Origin of the sequence: Shewanella sp. FJAT-52076 (assembly GCF_019457455.1) — a bacterium.
GTDB lineage: Bacteria > Pseudomonadota > Gammaproteobacteria > Enterobacterales > Shewanellaceae > Shewanella > Shewanella zhangzhouensis.
This window is the reverse complement of record NZ_CP080415.1, coordinates 1495612-1520222: the sequence shown is the minus strand read 5'-3', so window position 1 is coordinate 1520222 and position 24611 is coordinate 1495612. Positions and strand designations below refer to the sequence as shown.

Sequence of the window (24611 nt, the reverse complement as noted above, 5' to 3'; positions counted from 1 at the left end):
ATCCTCAACATGACTTGGTTTTTACTCTGTGTCGGCCTGCTTCTCGTCGGCTACTTTGTTTACGGCGCCTTCGTAGAGAAGGTGTTTGGAATTAACGCCAAACGGCAAACCCCGGCGTTTGCCCAAACCGATGGCGTGGACTATGTGCCCATGTCCAAAGGCAAAGTCTATCTTATCCAACTGCTGAACATCGCCGGTGTCGGCCCCATCTTCGGTCCTATTCTCGGTGCCCTTTACGGCCCAGCCGCCATGTTGTGGATTGTGATTGGCTGTATTTTTGCCGGTGCAGTGCACGATTATTTCTCAGGTATGTTGTCGGTGCGAAACGGTGGCCAGTCTGTGCCTAACCTCGCCGGTAAATACCTGGGCAAGAGTGCAAAACACTTTATGAACGTGTTTGCCACCATTTTGCTGCTGCTCGTGGGTGTGGTGTTTATTTCTGCCCCTGCCGGCCTGCTTGGCAAACTCACTGGCCTTAGCGTCAGCCTGTTTGTGGGCGTCATTTTCGTTTACTACCTGATTGCGACCATTGTGCCGGTAGACAAGATTATCGGTCGTCTGTACCCCTTCTTCGGCGCCTTGTTGCTGTTCATGTCTGTGGGTCTGACCGTGGCACTCATTGTCTCTTCTGAGCACAGCTTGCTGCCCGGTGTTGAAGCCTCTGATTTCTTAACCAACCTCAACCCCAATGACATGCCACTGTGGCCTGCCCTCTTTATCACCATTGCCTGCGGCGCCGTATCTGGCTTCCACGCCACTCAGTCTCCCCTGATGGCTCGCTGCATGGAAAACGAAACCAATGGCCGCTTTGTGTTCTACGGCGCCATGATTGGTGAAGGCATCATCGCCCTTATCTGGTGTGCCATTGCCCTGTCGTTCTTCGGTGGTGTTGAAGGTCTGGCCACCGGTATGGCCGGTAACCCTGCCAACGTGGTGTACGAAGCGTCTACCGGCCTGCTGGGTGCTGTAGGTGGCTTTATGGCGGTGCTTGGGGTAATTATTCTGCCCATCACCTCTGGTGACACAGCGTTCCGCTCAGCGCGTCTTATCCTGGCTGAATTCTTCAACATGCCACAAACCCAACTGCCCAAGCGTTTGATGCTGGCTATCCCGCTGTTCGTGCTGGGCGGCATTCTGACCCAGGTCGATTTCGGCGTGATCTGGCGCTACTTTGGTGTGGCTAACCAGGCAACAGCCGTGCTGATGCTGTGGACTGCCTCTGCCTACCTGTTGCGCCACAACAAGCTGCACTGGATTTGTACCATTCCGGCGATGTTCATGACCTCAGTGGTGGTGACCTTCCTGCTGAACTCGGCAACCTTGGGTGCAGGACTGCCGATGACCGTCTCCACCGTGGTGGGTGTACTGGTTGCCTTCGCGGTGGCTACACTGCTGGTAATTAAAATCAAGGGTAAATCCGTGGAGCTGGCTGAAGAAGCCTGATCCCAAACTCCGGGTAACTCATACACACCAAAAGGCCGGCGTTCGCCGGCCTTTGTTTTTTATCCATCCGGCAGGTTACAATGCCTCCCCCAATCGCCCTGATTGCCACTCAAACGAGCCACTATGTCCCCACAAACTCCACCAACTCAGGCCAACAATCCACTCCATGGCCTGACACTGAAAGCCATTCTCGAACACCTGGTGGAAGAGCTCGGTTGGACAAAACTTGCCGACGAAATTCGCATCCGCTGCTTTGCCGTTGATCCCAGTCTGGATTCCAGTCTGAAGTTTTTGCGCCGCACATCCTGGGCCCGGGCAAAAGTGGAAGACCTGTACCTAAGCCATATGGGTTTTCCGGTGCCGGAGCGCTCGGTGCGGCAACCTAAAGAAGGCGCTTCGGACAAGCCATCGAATAAAAGCGCGCCTAAGCCCAGGACAGCGAAACCTGATAGCCGTAACAGGCAGCCAGGCGGTGATAAGCCTTCCCCCTATAGCAAGAGAGCCAACGGCCAGGCTGCCGATAAAGGCAAGAAACCCGGCGTTGGCACCAAAGTCTCGGCAGAAAGTAAAAATCGCGGGGGAGCAAGCGCCCATCAGGCAGGTTCAGGAGCCGACAAAGGCACCCAAGCGCCCAAACGTCAGCCCACGCTGAGCCTCAAGCGCACCGGCAAAACGGTTACCGCTGATACTCAATCACCGAGCAAGGGTTCGGCGAGCTCCGTTCCAACGAGCACCAATGCCGACATTTGGGGTAAAAAATAACCCTGAAACAGCGCCGATATAAAGGCGAGACGTTAAAGCGGGTGGCTGAAAAACACCCGCCACAGGTCTTCGCCACCGGCGTGACTGTAGCTGAAACCCACCCGCTCTATTGATATCACTTCAAACTCCAGCGGTTTCTCAAACACCAGACTTAACCCCAGTTCCAGGGTGCTCTCGCCAAAGAGGGCGCCGACAAACTCATCCGCCAGCTCTCCCCGGCCGAAATACCAGTGCATGGCAGCGAATAATCTGGGCTCCATCTGCCGCTCCCAAGCGCTAAAGCCCCATCCCAGGCCCGACTCCACACCCGAGGTAAGTGCAGAGTAATGCTCTTCACTGCCGCTCTGTATGCTGCGATAACCTGCCGAGTAGAAGCGACTGACCCACAAGGGTTGGTATGTTTCACTGCCAAAGGAATAGAGCGTTGAGATACCGGCCGACAGGATGCCCACATTGCTGCTGTCGGAAAAGTTGTGCCCAAACCCGATATCAAGATAGGTCTCCATCTTCAAATTTGGGCTTGCTTGCCAGTGGTATTCAATCCCGGGGGTCACAGTAACTGTGCCCACCGAGTCCGGGAAATCACCTTCCGGCAGCTCATCCCAGTTGTAGTTGAAAAAACCCAGCGACAGCGGCATACGCAGAAACAAACTGTGATCTGAAGATGACTCTATGTCGAAAGACAAGGGAATATTTACCACGGCCGCACTGTCACCGGCAGAGCTGTAGATACCACTGCCCAAGTAGTTGGCAAAGGCATAATGGCTGACATCGGGGGCTTGCTGGGCCACACAGGGAGAAGACAAAAGCAGGATGGCGAGAATTCTGGCAGGCTTCAAAGCAATCGGGGCATCCATCAATGAATGCCCCGACTATAAAAGGTTTCCCCACTAAACACCAGTTTGCACAATCAGTCCTGGTGCTGTGCCTTAAAGTGCTCTTCAGACATCATGTGTCCAAGCTCGTCTGATTTGGTTTTGAGGTAAGCCTCGTTGTAGCGATTTTTACCCACCTGCAACGGCACGCGCTCGACCACATCCATCCCCACGTCTTTCATGGCTTTGACTTTGCGGGGGTTATTGGTCATCAGCTTGACCCGGGAAATCCCCAGATGCGCCAACATGGGGGCAATCATATCGTACTTGCGCATATCGGCAGCAAAACCGAGCTGCTCGTTGGCTTCAACGGTATTGGCCCCTTTATCCTGCAATTCATAGGCGCGGATTTTGTTTAACAAACCAATGCCGCGTCCTTCCTGGCGCAGATACAAAATAAAGCCACGGCCGGTTTCAGCGATACGCTGCATGGCTGTTTGCAGCTGAAAACCACAGTCACAGCGCAGGCTGAACAGGGCATCACCGGTCAAACATTCAGAATGGATCCGTCCCAGCACAGGAGCGTCACCACTGAGATCGCCAAAGGTCAGTGCCACATGCTCCTTACCGGTTTCACTGTCTTCAAAACCGTGCATGGCAAAAACGCCCCAGGGCGTTGGCAACTTGGAGGTGGCGACATACTTTATCGACATGAAATTTTCCTAACGACTACGCTCAATCCCTGAGTCCAGCACTTTCCCTGACAGCTCAATAACCTTGGTAAGATAACCTCACCGGGTGGCCTATTCTATGCGCTTTTGTCGCCCGCAGGAATACCCAAGTGACTGACTGGGGTATCGGAGTCGGCATAAGATAGACAATTTGAGGCAAAGCACGGGACCAGACAGCGAGCATAATATCAACATCGGCAGACATAGCGCCAAGATACAGTCCTGTCCTGGGGGTTAGCTTTCTTCCCTCCAGGGTACAAAGCCATCGCCGCTGCGACAAAAAATACGCTGATTACTGCTGCCCCGAAACTTAAGCCGCCTGTCGGCAAGCCCCTGCTCAAAGGGGCCATCCACAATCACGTCCACACGGGAGGCCAGCGCCAGCTGCGCTTCAGTCAAGGATTCCAGTCGATAACCCGTCCACAGCCAGATGTCCTTGCCCGGACAATGGGAGCGCACCCGCGCCACCAGCTCAGTAATACCGGCAAGATTTGCCGGCAGCAAGGGGTCGCCACCGGAGAGGCTAAGTCCGCGGCGGCGAATGCGCGGGTCATTGAGATCATCGATTATCCGGCTCAGCATCGCCTCATCAAAAAGATGACCACTTCGCACATCCCAGGTGGATTGATTGTAGCAGCCCCGGCATTGGTGCTCGCAGCCGGACACGAAGAGCGTAGCCCTGGTGCCCGGTCCGTTAAGCACATCCAGCGGATAGTACTGATGGTAATTCACAAGATGATGCTCCCTGCGCTGCCACAATAAAGCTTTGCCATTAGAGATGCTTGACCCGGCGTTTTACCTCTTCCTGCTTACCATGGTTAAAGGGGCGCGCATCCGGGCTGCCAAGGTAGCCACATACCCTTCGGGTTACTGACACGCGGCTGGGCTCATGGTTACCGCACACCGGGCATACAAAGCCCTTGCTGGTACAGTCAAACTCGCCGGTAAAGCCACAGTCGTAGCACTCATCGATGGGAGTATTGGTGCCATAGTAAGGGACTCGGGTATAGCTGTAGTCCCACACGTCTTCAAGCGCGTCAATATTGTGCTGCATGTTGGGATATTCGCCGTAGCAAATAAAGCCACCACTGGCGAGCTCAGGGTATGGCATTTCAAAATCGATTTTGTCGAAGGGCGAGACTTTCTTTTCCACATCCAAATGGAAACTGTTGGTGTAATAGCCCTTGTCAGTCACCCCTTGTATCAGGCCAAAGGCCTTGATATCCAGCTTGGCAAAACGGCTGCACAGGCTTTCGCTGGGTGTACTGTAGAGGCTGAAGCCGTAGCCGGTTTCCTGCTTCCACTGCTCGGTGGCCTGCTTGAGGCGCGCTACGATGGCAACGGCCTTTTGCCGCAGCAGCTCTGAGTCGTACACATGCTCCTTCGTGCCATAAAGAGCATTGACGGTTTCATGCAGACCTATGTATCCAAGGGAGATGGACGCGCGGCCATTTTTGAAAATAGGCTCAATATCATCGTCCGGACGCAGGCGCACGCCGCATGCCCCTTCCATATACAAAATGGGTGCAACTCGGGCCTTAACCCCTTTCAGACGTTCGATACGGCTGTCCAGTGCCTGGCGTGCCACCTGCAAGCGCTCCCCGAGCAGGGCATAGAAGCGATTCTCATCGCCATCTGCTTCAATGGCGATACGTGGCAGGTTAAGACTGACCACACCCAGGTTATTTCGGCCTTCATGCTCCATTTCGCCGTCTTTTTCATACACCCCGAGGAAGCTGCGACAGCCCATGGGGGTTTTGAATGACCCGGTGACCCGTACCACTTGCTCGTAGTTGAGAATATCCGGATACATGCGCTCGGTGGCGCACTTGAGTGCCAAGCGCTTGATATCGTAGTTGCAGTCGCCTGCTTTGTGGTTGATGCCATCACGGATGGCAAATACCAGTTTGGGGAATACCGCTGTCTTGCGGTTTTTACCCAGTCCCGCCATCCGCACCTTGAGAATGGACTGCTGAATAAGCCGCGACTCCCAACTGGTGCCCAGACCAAAGCCAAAGGTAACAAAGGGGGTCTGTCCGTTGGCCGTATGCAGGGTGTTCACCTCGTATTCCAGCGACTGGAAGGCATCGTGACACTCTTTTTCCGTCAGGGCACGGGCATAGGCCACGGCATCGGTAATGCCCCAATGCAGCGCAGTTTGGTAGTGTTTGTCGTAGCTCTTGGCCACATAGGGCGACAGCACTTCATCGATGCGATTGATGGTGGTACCGCCATAGATGTGGCTGGCCACCTGGGCGATGATCTGCGCAGTAACCGCTGTAGCGGTGGAAATGGACTTGGGCGTCTCGATTTCGGCGTTGCCCATCTTAAAGCCCTTGGTCAACATGCCGGCAAGGTCAATCAACATGCAGTTGAACATGGGGAAAAAGGGCGAGTAATCCAGATCGTGATAATGGATCTCTCCCGCCTCATGGGCCGCCACCACCGCCTTGGGCAATATGTGGCGCTTGGCGTAGTGACGCGCCACAATACCGGCGAGCAAGTCACGTTGGGTCGGGATCACCTTGGAATCTTTATTGGCGTTTTCATGCAGCAGCGCCGCATTGGTTTGCTCCACCAGAGAACGAATTTCCAGATTCAGTCGGCTGGTCGCTTCACGGCACACGTCTCTGTCGTGGCGATACTCGATATAGTGACGGGCAACCTCTTTATAGGGACCGGACATCAGGCAGTTTTCCACCGCATCCTGCAGCTCGTGGATAGCAACTTCGTCGCGCTGTTCCACCTCGGCTGCCACCACCGAAGCCACCGTGGCCGCATAGTCTTTATCCTCGACACCGGCTGCGCCCTGGGCTGCAATAACAGCATCCCGCAACCGGGTTTCATCAAAGGCTGCGCGGCAACCATCCCGCTTGATAACCACTGGCATATACAGGTCCTCTCTGTTTACCCAATCACTATATGTTGAGCTTATTTTTTATCCAGATACAAAATGTAGTGTATTAGGCGATAAATACCAGACCGATACCTTGATATGGATCATGTTTGGGAAAAAGATAAATTTCCCCTTTTTGAAAACCTGTGGCAGGTAACTCTTTCACGATTTAGCCCCTTGACCGGAAGAAAAATCACCATTAGGCAGGCACAAAAAAGCCGCCAAACTCATCGAATGAGTGGCGGCGTTTAGGCAGAAAAAATGGGATTATCCGAGGGCGGCTTCCAGCAAATGGGCCTGGGCCATCACTGCGCTGTAGCCCGCATCGATGGCCTCGGCAGCGCGGTGGAACTCCATGGTGCCTATATCGGCGACCTTGGGTACCAAACACACATCGGGCGGGTCGCCCATCAGGCGCGCCCTCTTATGCCGTTGCTGCACTATCTCCATGGACTGATTCATTACCGCCAGCATGCCGGGATCGTCCCGGGTGCCAAGGGCAAATTTGTCCGACAGGCTGGCAATATAGTCGCGGCCGCGGGCAAAGAGGTCCATAAAGCCACCCTCTTGCTCGGCAAGGGCCCGGGTTTCTTCCTGAGGACTGATGGCCTCACTGCGAAGGTCAACCGGCACCGCCTGAATACGGCTGCGGCGCTGTCCATCCAAATCGACTGCAATCACCAAATCCACATCAAGTGCACGACAGGCTGACACGGGCACAGGGTTCACCACGGCGCCGTCCACCAGCCATCTGTGCCCCTGACGTACCGGCGGCAGTATTCCGGGCATGGAGCAGGATGCCCTCACCGCATGGCGCAAATCCCCCTGGCGAAACCAGATCTCCTGGCCGCTGTACAAATCGGTCGCCACCGCAATAAAGGGCATGGACATGGATTCAATGTCCATACTGCCGATGCGACTTTGCATCACATCAAACACCTTTTCGCCCCGAATAAGCCCGCCGCGGCGCCAGCTTAAGTCCATCAGTCCGAGCACATCCCAGCTCGAAAAACTTCTGACCCAGGCTTCGAGGTCGCTAAGGCGACCGTTAACATAAGCTGCCCCAACCAAGGCCCCAATAGAACACCCAGCGACCCGTTCGGGTTTTATTCCCAGCTCATCGAGGGCATTGAATACCCCAATGTGGGCCCAACCTTTAGCGGCACCACTGCCCAGGGCAATTCCAATACGGGGTTGGCTCATCTACGACTCCTTTGCAAAGATGAAGGCAAGAATGACTCTGACTATAAACGACAAGCGCCGGCAGGTGCCAGCGCTTGGGAAGAAAGGAAACAATCTATTGTTGCCGGGCCTTGAACAGGTAACCCAGCCAGCCAAACCAAGACCCCACAGTGACTGCCAGTATCCACCAGCTCTTTTGGCGAGCAGTCACCACGTCAGATAAGCCGATGTGTAACACCGGGATCATCCAACCAAAAATCACGATGGCGAGTGCAATCCAAAAATCCATTTGCGCCTCCGGGGCGGCAGGGTCGTTGTGAGTGTTAATTTTTCAATTGCCCAAACATAAGGCAATTATTTCGCTGAATAAAGCGCCACTAACGGATTTTTGACGGTTATCACAGATATTGACGCATGACTTCGATAGGGAACGCATCGTTAAGCAGGCAGAAACACACTTGTCATGGCGCCAAGCCGCCGATGGCGCTATAATTCCCGGCTTGAATTTTTCCGGAGACCATCCTTTGCAATTTTCTGATTTTTCCCTCGATAAGCGCCTCATGCAAAGCCTGAAGCACATGGGCATAGAGACGCCTACCCCCATCCAGAGTCAGGCCATTCCCGTTGCCCTCGCCGGCAAGGATTTGATGGCCTCGTCCAAGACGGGATCGGGAAAGACGCTGGCATTTTTGTTGCCTGCCATGCAAAGGGTGATTTCCAGCAAGGCGCTGTCGAAAAAAGATCCGCGGGTACTGATTCTGCTGCCTACCCGAGAACTGGCGCAGCAGGTGTATGCCCAGCTTCGTCTACTGGTGGCCAACACCCAATACCGGGCCATCAGCGTACTGGGCGGTGAAAACTTCAACGACCAGGCCAAAGCCCTTGCCAGGGAGCCACATTTTATTGTGGCCACTCCCGGTCGCATCGCCGACCATCTGCAGCAGCGCCACCTGTTTTTGAACGGGCTTGAACTGCTCATTCTCGACGAAGCCGATCGCATGTTGGATTTGGGCTTTGCACCTCAGCTGAAAGCCATCAACGCCGCTGCCGACCATCGCCGCAGACAAACTCTGATGTTCTCGGCTACCCTGGAGCATGGTGAAGTGCACGAGCTGGCAGCAGAGCTGTTAAAAGAGCCTGAGCATGTCGCCATCGATGCTGTGCACCTGGGCCACGGTGATATCGAGCAACAAATTCTGCTTGCCGACCATCTGGAGCACAAGGAAGCCCTGCTCGAGCGCCTGCTCAGTGGCAATAACTTCCGTCAGGTGATGGTGTTTACCGCCACCCGTCAGGACACAGAGCGCCTGGCCACCCTGCTGGCCGAGAAAGGTTACAACACAGCAGCCTTATCCGGCGAGCTGCGTCAGGCACAACGCAATCAAATTATGGATAGTTTCAGCCGTGAACATCACCGCATTCTGGTTACTACCGATGTGGCTTCCCGCGGATTGGATATCTCCAACGTATCCCTGGTGGTGAACTTCGACATGCCGAAGTTTGCCGAGGAATATGTGCACCGTATTGGCCGTACGGGACGCGCCGGAAACAAAGGAACCGCCATTTCGCTGGTGGGACCAAAAGACTGGGACAACTTCCTCAAGGTGCAGATCCTGCTGCAAAAAACCTTTGACTTCAGCGTACTCGAAGGCCTGGAAGCCAAATTCACGGGACTGGCGCCCAAGCGTGAACGCAAAGACGCAGGCGCCAAGGCCAAGACTGCGGGCAAAACCAAACGACAGACCGCAGATGCACCCAAGGGCGAAAAGCGCAGCCGTGACAAACGCTTCCTCACCGGCGTGGATGTGGGCGATGCGCCAATGATCCGTAAGAAGCCCCTCCCGGCACCGATCGTGCCCGAGGACGATGACGCAGATGAATTGGGCGAAGACTGAGACTTTCAGAATAAGCCGCACGTTTTCGCTTGAGCGAAAACACCGAACCAATTAAGTGACAGAAAAAGATAAGGGAAAAAAATGAGAGTATGTGGCGTAGAGCTGAAAGGTGCAGAGGCCATTATCAGCCTCGTGGGCTACGATAAAGAAGCCTTCAATGTACCTGAGTGTCGCAAGCACTCGTTTGTGGTGACCGATGCCGATAATCAGGAAGCCATCCGTGAATTCCACTTCGCGTTTGCCAAGCTGATGGCCGACTACAAGGTGGAACACATCATCATCGTTGAGCGTGAACAAAAAGGTAAACTGGCTGGCAGTGCCATCGGCTTTAAACTGGAAGCCGCTATTCAGCTGGGTGAGTTACCTGTGACCCTGCTCAAGCCCACGGTTATCCGCGAGCTGTGCAAGCGCAATCCCCCGCAGGTTGATTATGACGTGCTTGGGCTCAAGCGCTTCCAGCTGCCAGCCTTTGAAGCAGGCTATGCCTTCCTGAACGGCCGCATCTACGGCAAGCTGTGAGCCAATACCTGGCCCATTACCCCGTGCAGGTGCGCACTCAGGTGGCCGCCCTGCTCGAGGCTGGCACCCTGGGCACTGTGCTGGCCCGTCGCTACCAGGCCCAGCACGACATCCGCTCCGACAAGGCGCTGTTTGATTACGCCATGGCGCTGAAAAATCGTTTCCTCAAGCGCAGCGAGCCCCTTTCCAAGGTGTGCTTTGACGATAAAATCAGTTTGCGTCAGCAGGCCCTCGGGCTGCATACCAGCATTTCCCGGGTTCAGGGTAATAAGCTTAAGGCCAAACGTGAAATTCGCATCGCATCCATGCTCAAGCAAGTGCCAGAGCCCTTGCTGCGTATGGTGGTGGTACACGAATTGGCCCACCTCAAAGAGCGTGACCACAACAAAGCCTTTTATCAGCTGTGCTGCCATATGGAAGGCGACTACCATCAATTGGAATTCGATTTACGGCTGCTGTTGACTGCAATAGATGCAGGTCAGTCCCCCTTCTGAGCCCCTCTTTTGAGTCAGGCCTTAACGGCACGCCAGTGCCCCCTCCCGAAAGCATTCAGCACACGGCTTAGCCCACTTACAAAAAACTGGAACATCCGCGCCCTTGCCCACTGTTATTAAACACACCGGCAACAGCTTTTAGTCAACCCTATGCCGAGTCCCCTTCCTTTATCCTTGTAGATCGCCGCTTTGACATGCTTCTACTGCGAGATCTCACCTCATTTCGACAGGCACGACTAGAGAGGAGCTCACAGGATGAGTATCACATTGCAGGGTCACACAACTTGACTGAGAATAGTTTTCATTTAAAATCCATTCCAACACAACACCTCGCTGGAACATGTTAATGGCCAAGGTCGATAAAAAGCTCAACAAGCTATGCCGTAAGGTAGCGCGCAAGGCACTTGGTCTGAGCAAAAATGCTTTAAAAGACAAGGCAAACAAGTCTGAGGTAAAGGTCTTTGCCCGCCGCCTCAGACAGCAGTTGGCAGCCGACGGTAAATTGCCGGACACCAATAAGGCCGCATCTGAAGCAGCTAAATTCGACAAAAAAACAGTGGCGCAACAGCTTAAGCGTCTGGCCCTCTCTCAAACAGCCCAACGAAGCAGTGCCAATGACGACCAATTACCACAGGTGCGCAAGCTGCGCCCCGCCGTTGGCAGCATGGCTTTCGCCCTCAAGCCCCTTAAGCGTAAACCCTGTGGTGGCTGCCCCGCCAAACGCGGTGGACTGTGCGCCTGTGCCCTTAAGCTTGCCAAGCGTAAAGTGGGTTAACCCCTTCAGAACATAAGAGAATGCGGTGATAATTCGATTTCAAAGCATTAAAAAAGCGACCTATTGGTCGCTTTTTTATTTTGCCGTTTCCGGTGGTCAAACGCTTTCTCAGCCGAGGTCCATCAACATCTGGCGGCTTCTCACCAGTGAAATGAACTCAGACAGCTCAGCCGAATTCAACTGGGTAGAGGTAGGCAGCGGCACCTTCATGGGGTCGACAGGACGGCCGTTAACATGGAATTCATAGTGCAGGTGTGGGCCTGTGGAGCGCCCTGTGTTGCCGGACAGCGCAATAACCTGACCACGGCTGACACGGTCACCCTTTCTCACCAGTGACTTTGATAGGTGCAGATAGCGGGTACGGAACTTGTTGCCATGTTCAATCACTATGTATTTACCGGCAAACTTGTGATCGGTCACCATGGTCACCACGCCGTCACCGGGCGCAACCACCCTGGTGCCTATCGGTGTCGCGAAATCGGTACCGTTGTGGGGCGATACACGGCCCGTAACCGGATGCTTACGCACAGGGTTGAAGCGAGAGCTCATGCGGAATGATTTGTCCAGCGGCACCCGTTGAAACGCCCGGGCAAGATTGTGTCCCTTGGCATCATAGAAGTTGCCGTCGGTATGCTGGAAAGCGGTGATTTCCCGTTTGCCACTTTTTATCTGAATTCCGAGGATTTGGCTGGTGCCCGTGGCCAGACCCTCTACGTACTGGTCGTTCACCAGTACAGAAAAGGTATCACCCGCCCGCAAATCACGGGCAAAATTCATTTTTTCTTTCAGCAAAGATTCGATTTTGGTGATTTCGGCGGCAGATAGACCCACGCGCTGGGCCGAAACATAAAAAGAGCCACGGATTTCACCGCTGGCGATACGGTTTTGCCAAAGGCCATCAACCACAATCTCATCGACGTTAAAACTGCCATCCTCGAAACGGCTGAACACCACCTGACGGGCTGGACCGAAATAGAGTTCGAGTTTTTGTAAATCACCCTTATCGTCGAGCCAGAATTTGATGCGGTTATCCGGCATCAGGGTATCCAGCGCCAGAATGTTCATATCGGCTTCCAGCACCCGGTACATGGTCTGCTGGTCCACTCCGGCGCGGGAAAACAAACCGCTGAGCGTGTCGCCGGAAACGATTAAATGATCGAAATCTGCCACAGACTCGCTGGCTGCCAATGGCAATGGCGCCTCGGAAACCTGTGGCAGTAGAGATTCAATATCGAGCGCAATAGGAATGCGGCCAACAACCGGCTGCTGCGCCGTGGGCCACATAAAGGAGACACCTACCAGTAAACCGCCCACCAGCAACAGACGTTTGTGAAAGCTGGGCAAACTGGCAATATGCGAAAAAAACATATTGTTTTTATTATATATTTGATTAAGCAACCCTGAAGTTTCCCTTAATGCCAGTCGTTATTATTGGTATATTTCCCTGTCATTTTGCAGGGATTGGTTTCTTTTATACCAAAAAAGCCGCAGGACACAAGCCTTTTCAGGCGATACTGCGCCCTGCGATGGGCTTTAAACAACCGGACATTAGCAAAAGCCAGCATTGAAAAATGTGAGCTGGCATCTGCTTTCATGGAAAAATCCTGCCCCTATTCACCCTTGGTCAAGCCCTGTTCACCCTTGCTCACGCTAACGTGAGGCGAATCTGACTGCCTACTGTGTCTTTATGGATGTCGACCCGGGTCTGAATTTGCTCTTTCATCTCGGTCACGTGGGATATCACCCCTATCATGCGTCCTGAGGATTGCAGGTCCACCAGGGTGCGCACCGCAAGCTCCAGCGAGTCCTGATCCAGGCTGCCAAAGCCTTCATCGATAAAGAGGGTGTCGAGCTTAATACCGCCCGCATAGGCCTGAACCACATCCGATAAGCCTAGCGCCAGTGACAAAGCGGCCATGAAACTTTCGCCGCCACTCAGGGTTGCCACGGGGCGCAACTTGCCGCTGTAGGCATCTTCCACTTCCAAATCCAAACCGGACGCCCGGTTGCCCTTGGCCTTGTCTTCGCGACGAAGCAAGCGGTAACGGCCTTTGCTCATGCGATGCAGGCGCTCGCTCGCCTCGATGAGCACATCGTCCAGCAGTACACCCAGCACAAACCGCTGCAGGCTTATTCTCGCTCCTGTCATGCCACTGGCGGCATCCGACAAGGTGCCCACTACGGCATATTCCGCATCGAGCCTGGCGGCGACTTCGGCTTCGGTGCCAAGCTGCGCCCTGGCGCGGCTATACATCACATGGGTATCGTTAAGCGCCTGCCATTGCTGGTTGCATTGGTTAAAGCTATCCTGCACTGCCGCTTCAAGCGCAGCCAGCTCAGTCAGATCCGGTGGCAATGCATCACCAAGGGCCTCTTGCTGTGCAGCCAGGCGCTCTTTAAGCCCAGCCAACAGCTGCTGCCAGCCGGCGATACGGTTTTTAGCATCGCCCATGTCATCTGTGCTCATCCGCGCCTGATTAAAACTCACCACATCATCAAAGCCCTTGGCCCCAAGCTCAGTATCAAAGCGCGCCTTCGCTGCCGCTTCACGGCTGTGGGCTTCACTCAGGGTTTGCTGCAGCGCCTGACTTCGCTCATTGCATTGGGTTTGACGGATTTGAGCGTCATTCAGCTGGGTTTGCAGCTTCTCCATTTGCCCGCTTAAGGCATCAATGTCCTGGGAAAGCACGGCAAGGTGGGCAGCAAACGCCTGCTCATTGCCAAGTCGCTGACAAAGTTCCGGCATGGCACCGACGAGGCTTTCTTGCTCGCCGCTGGCTTTTTGAAGCTCTCCGGATTGCTGCTCACGCTGACGCTGCAGTCCATCGATATCCGCAAGTAGCTGCTTTTGCGTGTTATCGAGCTGCTCAAGCTCTCTCTCCAGCGCCTGCAGCGATTGTTGGGCGGCCTTCGCGTTATGGCACGCCTCGCGGCTTTGACCCAGCGTATGCTGCTTTTGCTCAAGACTGGTGGCAAGCGCGTCACCGAGCGTGGCGGCGTCATTGGCAAGCTCTTGCTGCATAACCTCGAGACGCTGCTTCTGCGCTTTGTATTCAGAGCGGGCGCGGCTCAGCATTTCCCTTGCCTGTTGCTCGGATTCTCTTGCCGCAGCAAGTTCATCATCGCTTGGCAGTGCCCCCCCATGGTGGGCTGGACTGGGGTGCTCAACACTGCCACACACAGGGCATGGCGCGCCGGGTAAGAGTCTTGCCGCCAACATTGCTGCCTGCCCCTGATGCCAGGCGAGTTCCAGCAGTTCACGGGCACGGGTCAGATTATCCTGATTGGCCTTGGCCTGACGTCCATCCGCTTCCAGCCGAGAAAGCTCGGTGGCGAGCTTTTGCGCCTGACGCTCTTTCTCAATCAAGTGCTGGTGCCGCTCAAACACCTGGGTCTGCTGCACCAGAGTGGCCTCAAGGCTGCCTGCCGTGCTCGACAGCGCTGACAAGTCGCGTCGCTGCTGGGTAAGAGTTGCCATGCGCTCCTGGGTTTCACCAAGGCGGCCGCGAACCTGGGCAAGATTGGCGTCAATGGCGTTAAGCGCCTGCCCGAGTCCAGTGATAGCCTCGTTCAGCACCGACAGCCGGTGCATCCGCGGGCGCCATTCTGCCAGTCGCTCGGCTTCGTTTTTCAGCTGATGCCGCCTGGCATCCAATTCAGGCACAGCGGCGGCGGCGGCCTTTGCATTGGCAAAACTTAATCCTGCTTGTTTCGCGGCCTCTTCGGCCATCGCCGTGGCAGTTTCAGCACTCTGGCGCTCTTTTTCACGCTCTTCCCACGCTTGCCAGGTACCCGCCAGGGATTCGGCAAGTGCGGCACGCTCAAGCTGCATGCCAAGCGCAGCCATAGACTCCGCTTTGGCGTTTTCCGCCTCCAACCGCAGCCTGGTTTCGTTAAGGGCACTGAACTCACGCAGCTTTGCCTCGGCAGCCTCACGCTGTGCTTTGGCGGCGGCAAGCTTTGCCTCGGCAGTCTGTTTCGCCTCGGTGGCACGGGCAAGATCTGGCGCCAAGGCTGCCATGGCATCATTCAGCGCATCTACACTCTCGGCGCCTGCGGTTTCCAAAATGCCCGCTCTGCGGGCCTCGAGCTCTTTGGCCCTGGCTTTAAGCTCCAGCGCCTTTTGCTTGAGACTGTCTTCGATACGCTTGTAAATGCCGGTTTGAAACAGCTGGCCAAAAATAGCCTCACGCTCTTTTGAGTCGGCCAGAAGCAGTTTTCGAAACTGCCCCTGGGGCAACACCATGACCTGGCGGAACTGCTCCACTTCTAGCCCCAACAGGTCTTCAATGTACGCTGTGACCTCAGTAACTTTGCCGGCCGCGAGGGGAGTGGCGCTATTGCCTTCAATACGCTCCAAGAGGGCGTCACTCTTTTGCACCGTAAAGCCCTCACCACTCTTTTTGGCGCGCTGCTGCTCGGGTACCCGTTTCACCCGGTACACCTTGTCACCCAAACCGAACACAAAGGTCACTTCCGTCAGCACATCATCGGGAGCGGCATCGCAGCGCATCTGAGTGCCTTCGCGCTCATTGCCGGTGGTTTTGCCGTAAAGTGCAAAACAAATTGCATCGAGGATCGTGGTTTTTCCCGCTCCGGTCGGCCCGTTAATCAGGAACAAGGGCCACTCTCCAAGGGCACGAAAGTCCAGGATTTGGGTGTCCACGAAGGGACCAAAGGCGGTGATGCTGAGGGTTAAAGGTTTCATTGACCGCCCTCCCTGTGCAGCGAAGCTATCAATTCGGACATCAGCGCTTTTTGCGGCCCGGAAAGGGACTCGCCCTGAACCTGAGTGAAGAAGTCTTCAAACATCGTCAGCTCGCTTTTTTGCATGCGCTCGCGGCCTGGTCCCTCCAATGCCCGTTCTTGCATCAGCCCGGTACGTTCAAGGTGCAGCACATTCGGGTAGATTGCCCGAAGCTTTGCCATGGGCTCTAAAATGGCATGGGTATCGAGCAATCGCACCATCAGGTAATCGTCGCGGCCAGGGTCGCTTGCCCCTTGTGCAAGGAGCGCGTCCAGATAGCCTTCGATAATGCGCACATCGCGCTGGGGTTTGATGGGCAGCAAACGGATATCCGGAGCCTGGCCGGGCAGCATGTCCACCAGGGTGACCGACTTATTTTGGTGCTGCTCGCTGAAGGAGTATTTCAAGGGAGACCCGCTATAGCGCACATGCTCTGCACCCTTGTATTGTGGGCCATGCAGATGTCCGAGGGCGGCGTAATCAAATGGCGTGAACAGCGCCGGTGAAATCTTGTCGGCGCCGCCGATTGACAGGGGGCGCTCTGAATCAGATTCGCTGCCACCGTCCAAAAAGCAGTGACTTATGACTATCTTGGGCAGCCCGTCACTCTTGTGGGCTGTAACCTTTGCCAGCAAGGCCGCCATGGCATCCTGATGGCTGTGAATATCCTCATCGTCCAGCAAATGACGAACGAGCGCGGGCTCCGCGTAGGGGATGGGGTAGAAAAATGCAGCGCCTTGCTTCCCATCAATGCGGACGGGATCAATACTGGCACTGACCGGCCCCTGAATATAAAGACCGGCACCGGCCATTTGCCGCGCACCAAAGGCCAATCGCTCCTGGCCATCGTGATTACCGCCAATGGCAATGACGCTCACCTTGAGGCGCTGAATCACCTTGTCGAGAAAATCATCCAGAAGACTCACTGCGGCTGCCGGTGGCACAGAGCGGTCGAAGATATCGCCTGCTATCACGAGGGCATCCACCTGGTGGGTCTCTATGAGTGTCAGCAGGGTCTCCAGCATCTGCGCCTGCTCGTCCAGTAATGACTGATTGTGCAGTGTGCGGCCCAGATGCCAGTCTGAGGTATGGATGAATCTCATGCAAAAGCCTTTTTGCTTTAAAATTGAGACTCATACTAGGGGATATCAATGACGCTGTGAAGGCGCAAACCCCCTCCACAGCACCGGGCGCTCAGCCAATCACCACCACTGAAACTGATCGCCAAGGAGCTTGGTACTCATCACCACCGACATCAGCACCACCAGGGGTTTGATAATGGCCGTTCCCTGAGTGACCACCAAACGCGAACCCAGGGTTGCCCCCATGGCCTGACCAAGCAACATCAAGCCGCCCAGCATCCACACCACCTTGCCGCCGAGTGCAAAGAAAATCAGCGACGAGATGTTGGTGGCAAAGTTAAGCACCTTGGCATGGGCCGTGGCCTTGGCAAGCCCAAATCCGGCCAGGCTCACAAAGGCCAGCGCGAAAAAGCTGCCGGTTCCCGGACCAAAGAAACCGTCGTAAAAACCAATCCCAAGCGCTGCTGTGAAGGCAAACAAAGTGGGAGTTAACACCCTGTGTCTGTCATTCTCACTGACTTTTTTGGAAAACAGAAAATACCCGCCAATGGCGAGCATCAAAAAAGGCAGCAGGGTTTTGAGCATGCTCGCATCAATCAACTGCACCGCAATGGTGCCGAGCGCAGCGCCCACAAAGGCACAGAAAATATCGAGCTTGATACTGGCCAAATCCACCATTTTTTTACGCACAAAATAGAGGCTGGCAAAAAAACTGCCGCCGCAAGCCTGCAGCTTATTGGTTGCCAGCGCCGCAGCAGGTGAAAGACCGGCCCACATCAGCGCAGGAATGGTCAGCAGGCCACCGCCCCCGGCGATGGCATCAATAAATCCGGCCAACATGGCCACGAAGAAGAGCAGCGCGGCAAGCTCAATCGAAAAGGCAAAGTCCATGAATACATCCATCGCTAAATCAAAGGCGGTAAAAATCGCCCCATCAGATAAGACAGGGCTGTGGCATTTAACGCCTTTTATCAGCAAAAGGCAAAGGCACAGCGTAAGTTCATATCGGCCATTAACGTTGGAACCAAACGTCCGCTTAACAGCCCGGGAAGCCATGCTCCAGAATGACCACTGTGTTCTGTAGGCAGTTTACGCAATAAAAAACCACCGCAAGCGGTGGTTTTAATAAGAGACGACTGAATATCAGTGATTACAACCCGGACCACAGTGATGGTCATGGTCATCATCTTCGTCGTCCATAAACTCATCGTCGCCTTCCTGATGCTGCATAACACCCCAGCCATCACTCTGGCCATCAAACTGGCCGGCAAAGGTATTGAGTTCGACTTCTTTAGCCACCAGGGCATCGTACTCCGGCAGCATATTGATGCACACAATCAGTTCCCACTTGTCGAGCTCTTCATTGAAATTGAGCTCCACTTCGCCTTCGGTTGCCTGAGCGGTCAAATCTTCAAGAGCTGACTCGGCGTCGCGCCTGTCGTCAAACACCAGGAAAAAGTCCACGTCCAATGGCTTGGTCAAATCGATACCCGATTCGTGCATGGCTTTGAGCATCTGGCCGTTATCATCTTCTGGAAAATGCATTATCTGTCTCCTTAACCCGCCAGGATCTGGACGGTTTCGCCATTGAAGGTGACCGAGTCACCGGCAACCAGTTTCTTACGCTTGCGGGTTTCCACGTCACCGTTTACCAATACCATGCCTTCGGCAATGACACGCTTGGCTTCGGCGCCGTCTCCGGTCATGCCTTCTACCTTAAGTACTTTATAAAGCTCGATATAGTCTTCACCCGCATGCAGGGTGAGGCTGGATGCTGAACCGCTCAATGCCGCTCTCCACTGATTATAAACCGCTGCATTATACACATAACCGCTGCGCTAAGCGTGAAGTTGCGGTTAATTTACATCGCCGCGGTCATCGGCCAACAGACCATAAACGCAGTCGTTGTGCCATTCATCGCCGATAAGGCTGTGGCTTTTCAGCACACCCTCGAGCTGAAATCCCAGTCGCTCAAGCACGGCGCGTGAGCCAAGGTTCTGCTCGCTGCACCAGGCGACAAATTTATGAATATTAAAAAGGTGAACGCCCCAATCGATAACGGCGCGGGTAGCCTCGGAGGCAAAACCCCTACCGGACATCGCCGGACTCAACATATAGCCTACTTCGGCACGCCTCGACAGCGCACAGTCCTGATGAAATCCGGTGTAACCAACAAAGTCGCCCTCAAGGGTTTCAATCACTAGAGTGAGCCACTCGCCGCTATCAAACTCCCAGGGCACCAACCGGGCTTCAAACTTGGCCTCCACCTGAGGCAGGCTCTCGCACACCCGCACAAATCGATTTACGCCAGCATCGGTTTGCATGGCCACAAAAATGGGTTTGTCGTCAGGGACGAGGGTTCTGAGTTTCAGGCGGTCGGTGAAAAGCTCTATATGCACGGGGTATCCTTCCTGTTACGAACAAAAATGCCGGGCCAAAACAACGGGCAACGATGGCGGAACCAAAATATGAACGACAAAAACCAAGAGCGAAAGAAAACGGCTGCCGAGGCAGCCGTTTTTTAATCTATCATCCCCGACTGGTCACTTCCAACAGGTGATAGCCAAACTGGGTTTTTACCGGCCCCTGCACCACATGCAGCGGGGCAGAAAACACCACTTCATCGAATTCCCGCACCATCATCCCCGGGCCAAAAGAGCCCAACTCGCCACCCTGGCTACCTGAAGGACAGGCAGAATGCTCTCTGGCGATGTCGGCGAAATCCGCGCCACCTTCGATGAGCTTTTTCAGTACTTCGCATTGTTCTTGCGAGCTAACCAGAAGATGTCTGGCGGTTGCACGAACCATAAAGTGCTCCTTGTCATTATCGGGTCAAAGCCCGGCGTTTTTTACAACCTATGGCCTGCTAACCTCGGCAGGAACTCCAGTATAGGGACTTGCGTACGAATTAACAGCCGGGCTTGAGATTTTCCTTACAGCTGGCTTTTAACCCAACGGTCGACCTTTTGTTCCATCACTGCCATTGGCAGCGAACCTGAAGTGAGGATCTGATCGTGAAAAGCCGGCAGGCTGAACTTATCACCCAGGCGCTTTTCAGCATCGGCTCTCAGTTCCAGGATCTTAAGCTGACCGACCTTATAAGACAGCGCCTGGCCGGGGATGGCCATATAACGTTCTACTTCGGCAATGATGTCAGATTCGGCCATGGGCGAATTGTCTTTCATATACTGAATGGCCTGCTCGCGGCTCCAGCCCTTGGCGTGTAACCCAGTATCCACCACCAGGCGCATGGCGCGGAGCATCTCATCCGAAAGCTTACCAAAGTATTGGTAAGGGTCGCTGAAGAGCCCCATCTCGATACCCAAATACTCGGCATACAGTGCCCAGCCCTCTTCGAAGGCAGTATAACCACTGAAGCGCTGGAATTCGGGCACACCAGTCAGCTCTTGCTTGATGGCAATCTGGAAGTGGTGGCCTGGGGCCGCCTCGTGCAGTGACAGGGTGGTCATACCCCACTTTGGCTGGGCCTTCAGGTTATAGGTGTTGATATAGAACACCCCCGGACGGCTGCCATCCACCGCCGGCGATTCATAGGAGGCACCCGCTGCCGATTGCTCCCGGAAGGACTCAACGGGTTTGACGACGTAATCAGCCTTTGGCATGACGTTAAAATACTGAGGCAGCACCTGATTGATTGTGTCTTTGAGAGCCATATAGCCGTCAATTAACCCCTGACGCTCAGTAAAGAAGTACTGAGGCTCGCTTGAAAGCGACGCAAAAAAGGCTTTAAGGTCGCCTTCGAAGCCGACCTGCTGCCGAACCTTATCCATTCCGGACAAAATGCGGGCGACTTCGTTAAGGCCAGTCTCATGAATTTCATCGACGGACTTATCGGTGGTGGTATGCAGGTTAGCCAGGTGTTGATACCAGGCCTTACCGTTAGGCAGCCCTGACCAACCATCTGTCGCTCGGGCGGCAGGCAGATACGTGTCTTTCAGGAAGCCTTCCATTTTAGCCAATGCCGGCAGCAGGCGCTGGGCAATCATCGCCTGGTAACGCGCTTCAATGTCCGCTTTGTCCTGCTCAGTGAAGGACTCTGGCAGGGATTTTACCGGGGCATAAAAAATACTGTCTTGGGCATCGGCAACCTGCTGGGCAGTGAACTGCGGGATCATCCGCTCTACCAGTATGCGTGGCAGAACTACCTTGCTGGCCATACCTTCATTCATGCGCGCCTGTGCACGGTCAAGCCAGGCGATAAAGCCGTCTACCCTTGACTCCCAGTTGAGGTAATCCTGTTTGGTCGCAAACGGCTGCGCAGCCTCACCGCTACCCAACTGGATCATGGTGATAACGGTACTGTAAAACTGATTCATGGGCAGGAAACGAGCTGGGAAAGTTTCATCGACCAGCGCCATGTTGCGGTCGTAAACAAACAAGTCATAGGAGAGCTGCAAATCCGCGGGTAACGCCGACTTGTCTATCTTTCTGGCCTGTGCCAGATAGTGGGTATTAAAGTCGTGGCGGGCTTTGAGGTAGTCGTCAGACAGATCGCCACCAAACTCGGCGTTATAATCGTTTACCCCAAAAAACGTGGCATAAATCGGCTCGAGCTTAAGGTAATCCTTAAAGTAGCGGTCTACCATAACCAAGTAGCGGCTCTGCGCTGTTTCCTCAGTGGGGACTGCAGCGCTGCCCTGTGCATCAACGTTTGCGCCCGGTAAAGCGGCCGTATTTTCCTGAGAACAACCCGACAGCACGAATACCGAAGCCACTACCATTGCCAATAACGTTTTTTGCATAGTCTTTCATCTCCCTATGACGATGTAACCTGCGATGTTTTCTATACTGATAATTAAGTTAACGCAGGAGTTCGCCTTATGATTTATTCGTTTAGAAATTCCGGATTCAGGGATCCAGAAACGGGCGTCTACAATCAAACCTACTTTATGGAAGTCTTTAACCGGGAATGGCACAGACATATCCGCGACAATCAAAGTCTGGCCCTATTGTATCTATACCCCCACATTCGTGAAACAAGAAAACACCCAGGTCTGATGGAGCTGTTCAGTAAAGAGTTGGAGAAGGCTTTACTCCGTTCCAGCGATTTGATTGCCCGTATGAGTAATGAATGTTTTGCCCTTGGGCTCTTTAACATCGATATTGATGGCACGGCTGTCGTGGCAAACCGCATTGAAGAAAACATCAAGGGCTTTATTAAAGGGTTCGATAAAGACCCGAGTATCCAGATGAACTACAAGCTTGCCGCCTGTCTCTGTGCGCCTAACAGGGACAAACGCATAGAAAAGCTATTTATCAACACAGAAGCTATGGCCCAAACCTTGGCGCTGGAAAGAGACAAACACAGTGTCGTGGGAAACCTGCAATAAAAAAAAGCCACCCTAAGGTGGCTTTTTCAATTACATACAAGTGTTAGAGCGTCACGTTGTTGATACGTGCTTTCTCTTGAATATAAGAGATGTAGCTCTTGGCACTACGCTCAGTTTTCTTGTCCTGAGCGGCCAGCTTAGCCCGTGAGTAAGCAGACTTGTACTGCTTCAGTTGCAGATGAATCAACGCCAGCTCGAAGTGCGCTTCGCCAGGATTGGGAATACCGGCATCCAGAGATTTCTCCAGAGCTGGAACGGCTGCAGAATATTTCTCAGCCAGTGCCAACATACGTCCCTGCTTGAGGAACAGCTTGCCGTCTTTCTTTTCTTCTGCCGCTTTACCGTAGTATTCAGCCGCTTTTTCGATCTCTTTGGAGTTCTGGAAGAAGCCGGCGAGCTGCTCATAGTGCTTGGCGTTGGACTCAATAACACCTGCCTTCATGAATTTTTCCATGATGGTGGCAGCGCGATAAGGTGAGCCCTGACTCGCCAACAGCTGAGAGTATCGAACCAAACTGCCTGCATCTTCCTTCAGGAAGCCATTGCGATAACTCAGGTCATAAGTTTGCAATGAGCGCGGGAAGTCTTCGGTCAGCAGGTAGAACTGCGCCAACTGGATCCACAAGCGTTTGTCGTCCTGGAACAAGGGAACCATGGTTTCCAGTACCTTGACAGCGCTCTTGTACTGCTTCTTCTCGAAGTAAGCAGTTAGCTTCATCTGGTACAGGTTTTTGTCCGGCTCCTTGGCGTGCGACAAACCTTGGTCTGCCACTTCCAATACCTTATCCCACTGCTTCAGTTCGCTGTAGGCAATACCGATACGGCGATACACCACAGGATCATCAGTCTTACAGGCAAAATCCATCCACTTGTAGTAAATGGCGATTGCCTCTTTCCACTTTTTCTCCTGGATGAGCAGATCGGCATACAACTTCATGGAAGCCGCATGGTCAGTACCACCCAGTACATCAGCCTCAACGGCCTGTTTCATGTACTTGATGGCAGTATCCATTTTGCCTTTCTCGGCATAAAAGTTACCCAACATACGAGCAACATATGCCTTGTCGAAGTCGCCTTTGGCATTGGCTTCGAGCAAAATGGCGATTGCCTCGTCGACTTGGCCATTGGTGTAGGCTTCAAAGGACTTTTGGACCTTTTTACCCACAGTCTCGCCAACCGCTCGTGACTGACGCTTTTCCATCGGACATTTTTCGGCGGCCTGTGCCACTGGCATTACCAGGGCACCGGCAGTCAAGGACAGCAGCAAAGCGCTGGCAAGTTTAACTTGACGCATCCTTATTTGCCTCCTTTATCCAGTTTAAAGTCCAGTTGTACAGTCATGCCGGGTTGCTTCTGGGCTTGGCCATCAACAACTTTAGGCTTGTACTTCCACTTTTTCAGCGCACGAATCGCTTCTTTATCGAATACGCGCTTGGGTTCTGCAGCGATAACTTCTACGTCATCCACACCACCAATCTCGTTGATGGTGAAGCGCAGTTGTACCCAACCTTCCTTACCGTCGCGAGCCGCAGCAATCGGGTATTGGGGTTCAATCCGCACGATAGGTGTTGCATCACCGTCACGTGTCATCATGTTGCCCAATTTAAGCCCAGTGCTGGCACCGCCTGACTCAAGCCCACCCATGTTAAAGGTCAGGCCAGTATCGATATTACTCGATGTGTCTGGTGGCGTTGTATCCGGCTTAGGCGGTTGCTCTGGTGGTGGGGGTGGCTTTGGGACCACCCTTGGTTTGTTCTGCGCTTTCGCATCCTGCCTGTCCATGGTGATTTCAATCACCGGGGTTTCGGAGGAGGTATCGGCGCGTTGAGCACCGCCCCCCACCAAGGCAGCCATGAACCAGAACAAACCAAATGTCACCAAAGCACCAATAATGATAGATACTAGTGCTCTCAACATAA

At 54.0% G+C, this 24611-nt stretch carries 25 protein-coding genes; 7 read left to right on the top strand and 18 right to left on the bottom strand.

Annotation, left to right across the window (positions count from 1 at the left end):
* Positions 1-9: 9 nt before the first annotated feature.
* On the top strand, positions 10-1443 hold the full coding sequence (locus K0H79_RS06570) for a carbon starvation protein A (RefSeq protein ID WP_220077718.1): 1434 nt from the start codon (positions 10-12) through the stop codon (positions 1441-1443).
* Between the two features lie 123 nt (positions 1444-1566).
* Positions 1567-2205, top strand: a complete 639-nt coding sequence (locus K0H79_RS19385; RefSeq protein ID WP_220077717.1) for a VF530 family DNA-binding protein — start codon at positions 1567-1569, stop codon at positions 2203-2205.
* A 32-nt stretch (positions 2206-2237) separates the two neighbouring features.
* Here the strand turns inward: K0H79_RS19385 and K0H79_RS06560 are convergent, their stop codons facing one another.
* The 6 genes from K0H79_RS06560 to K0H79_RS06535 form a co-directional block, all read right to left on the bottom strand.
* Complete coding sequence (locus K0H79_RS06560) at positions 2238-3062, bottom strand: hypothetical protein (RefSeq protein ID WP_220077716.1); 825 nt, start codon at positions 3060-3062, stop codon at positions 2238-2240.
* A gap of 53 nt (positions 3063-3115) precedes the next feature.
* Positions 3116-3733 (bottom strand): GTP cyclohydrolase II, encoded by a 618-nt coding sequence (gene ribA / locus K0H79_RS06555; protein WP_220067304.1) that lies wholly within the window; start codon positions 3731-3733, stop codon positions 3116-3118.
* Positions 3734-3985: 252 nt separating this feature from the next.
* On the bottom strand, positions 3986-4483 hold the full coding sequence (gene nrdG / locus K0H79_RS06550; protein ID WP_220077715.1) for an anaerobic ribonucleoside-triphosphate reductase-activating protein: 498 nt from the start codon (positions 4481-4483) through the stop codon (positions 3986-3988).
* 40 nt (positions 4484-4523) lie between these two features.
* Entirely contained in the window at positions 4524-6641 is a 2118-nt protein-coding gene (nrdD, locus tag K0H79_RS06545; protein WP_220077714.1) for an anaerobic ribonucleoside-triphosphate reductase, read from the bottom strand.
* 273 nt (positions 6642-6914) lie between these two features.
* Positions 6915-7850 (bottom strand): patatin-like phospholipase RssA, encoded by a 936-nt coding sequence (gene rssA, locus K0H79_RS06540; RefSeq protein ID WP_220067301.1) that lies wholly within the window; start codon positions 7848-7850, stop codon positions 6915-6917.
* Positions 7851-7944: 94 nt separating this feature from the next.
* On the bottom strand, positions 7945-8118 hold the full coding sequence (locus K0H79_RS06535; protein ID WP_198134305.1) for a hypothetical protein: 174 nt from the start codon (positions 8116-8118) through the stop codon (positions 7945-7947).
* A gap of 235 nt (positions 8119-8353) precedes the next feature.
* Here K0H79_RS06535 and K0H79_RS06530 point away from each other — a divergent pair, with 235 nt between their 5' ends.
* The 4 genes from K0H79_RS06530 to K0H79_RS06515 all read left to right on the top strand — a co-directional run bounded on the left by K0H79_RS06530 (position 8354) and on the right by K0H79_RS06515 (position 11512).
* Positions 8354-9724: a DEAD/DEAH box helicase gene (locus tag K0H79_RS06530; protein WP_220067300.1), complete on the top strand. Its 1371-nt coding sequence runs from the start codon at positions 8354-8356 to the stop codon at positions 9722-9724.
* Between the two features lie 81 nt (positions 9725-9805).
* Positions 9806-10243: a DUF3010 family protein gene (locus K0H79_RS06525; protein WP_220067299.1), complete on the top strand. Its 438-nt coding sequence runs from the start codon at positions 9806-9808 to the stop codon at positions 10241-10243.
* Positions 10240-10737, top strand: coding sequence for a M48 family metallopeptidase (locus tag K0H79_RS06520; protein ID WP_220077713.1), 498 nt, complete (start codon positions 10240-10242; stop codon positions 10735-10737). The genes K0H79_RS06525 and K0H79_RS06520 overlap by 4 nt, the downstream gene beginning before the upstream one ends.
* Before the next feature lie 346 nt (positions 10738-11083).
* Positions 11084-11512 (top strand): hypothetical protein, encoded by a 429-nt coding sequence (locus K0H79_RS06515; protein WP_220077712.1) that lies wholly within the window; start codon positions 11084-11086, stop codon positions 11510-11512.
* A 108-nt stretch (positions 11513-11620) separates the two neighbouring features.
* On the opposite strand, the gene K0H79_RS06510 is transcribed toward K0H79_RS06515, so the two are convergent.
* The 10 genes from K0H79_RS06510 to K0H79_RS06465 form a co-directional block, all read right to left on the bottom strand.
* Positions 11621-12880, bottom strand: coding sequence for a peptidoglycan DD-metalloendopeptidase family protein (locus tag K0H79_RS06510; protein ID WP_220077711.1), 1260 nt, complete (start codon positions 12878-12880; stop codon positions 11621-11623).
* Between the two features lie 44 nt (positions 12881-12924).
* Positions 12925-13107, bottom strand: coding sequence for a hypothetical protein (locus K0H79_RS06505; RefSeq protein WP_220067295.1), 183 nt, complete (start codon positions 13105-13107; stop codon positions 12925-12927).
* Between the two features lie 50 nt (positions 13108-13157).
* Positions 13158-16220: an AAA family ATPase gene (locus K0H79_RS06500; RefSeq protein ID WP_220077710.1), complete on the bottom strand. Its 3063-nt coding sequence runs from the start codon at positions 16218-16220 to the stop codon at positions 13158-13160.
* Complete coding sequence (locus tag K0H79_RS06495; protein ID WP_220077709.1) at positions 16217-17362, bottom strand: exonuclease SbcCD subunit D; 1146 nt, start codon at positions 17360-17362, stop codon at positions 16217-16219. The genes K0H79_RS06500 and K0H79_RS06495 overlap by 4 nt, the downstream gene beginning before the upstream one ends.
* Positions 17363-17461: 99 nt before the next feature.
* Positions 17462-18232, bottom strand: coding sequence for a TSUP family transporter (locus K0H79_RS06490; RefSeq protein WP_220067292.1), 771 nt, complete (start codon positions 18230-18232; stop codon positions 17462-17464).
* Positions 18233-18484: 252 nt separating this feature from the next.
* Positions 18485-18886 (bottom strand): ribonuclease E inhibitor RraB, encoded by a 402-nt coding sequence (locus K0H79_RS06485; protein ID WP_220077708.1) that lies wholly within the window; start codon positions 18884-18886, stop codon positions 18485-18487.
* Positions 18887-18897: 11 nt separating this feature from the next.
* Positions 18898-19128 (bottom strand): RNA-binding S4 domain-containing protein, encoded by a 231-nt coding sequence (locus tag K0H79_RS06480; RefSeq protein WP_220077707.1) that lies wholly within the window; start codon positions 19126-19128, stop codon positions 18898-18900.
* A gap of 69 nt (positions 19129-19197) precedes the next feature.
* On the bottom strand, positions 19198-19740 hold the full coding sequence (locus K0H79_RS06475) for a GNAT family N-acetyltransferase (RefSeq protein ID WP_220077706.1): 543 nt from the start codon (positions 19738-19740) through the stop codon (positions 19198-19200).
* 130 nt (positions 19741-19870) lie between these two features.
* Positions 19871-20149: a peptidylprolyl isomerase gene (locus K0H79_RS06470; protein ID WP_011759378.1), complete on the bottom strand. Its 279-nt coding sequence runs from the start codon at positions 20147-20149 to the stop codon at positions 19871-19873.
* A 125-nt stretch (positions 20150-20274) separates the two neighbouring features.
* Positions 20275-22104, bottom strand: a complete 1830-nt coding sequence (locus K0H79_RS06465) for a DUF885 family protein (RefSeq protein WP_220077705.1) — start codon at positions 22102-22104, stop codon at positions 20275-20277.
* A gap of 78 nt (positions 22105-22182) precedes the next feature.
* Here K0H79_RS06465 and K0H79_RS06460 point away from each other — a divergent pair, with 78 nt between their 5' ends.
* Entirely contained in the window at positions 22183-22692 is a 510-nt protein-coding gene (locus tag K0H79_RS06460; protein ID WP_220067288.1) for a deoxycytidylate deaminase, read from the top strand.
* Between the two features lie 43 nt (positions 22693-22735).
* On the opposite strand, the gene K0H79_RS06455 is transcribed toward K0H79_RS06460, so the two are convergent.
* Both K0H79_RS06455 and K0H79_RS06450 read right to left on the bottom strand, forming a co-directional pair.
* Positions 22736-23986, bottom strand: a complete 1251-nt coding sequence (locus K0H79_RS06455) for a tetratricopeptide repeat protein (protein ID WP_220077704.1) — start codon at positions 23984-23986, stop codon at positions 22736-22738.
* Between the two features lie 2 nt (positions 23987-23988).
* Positions 23989-24609, bottom strand: coding sequence for an energy transducer TonB (locus K0H79_RS06450; RefSeq protein WP_011759374.1), 621 nt, complete (start codon positions 24607-24609; stop codon positions 23989-23991).
* Between the last annotated feature and the right edge of the window lie 2 nt (positions 24610-24611).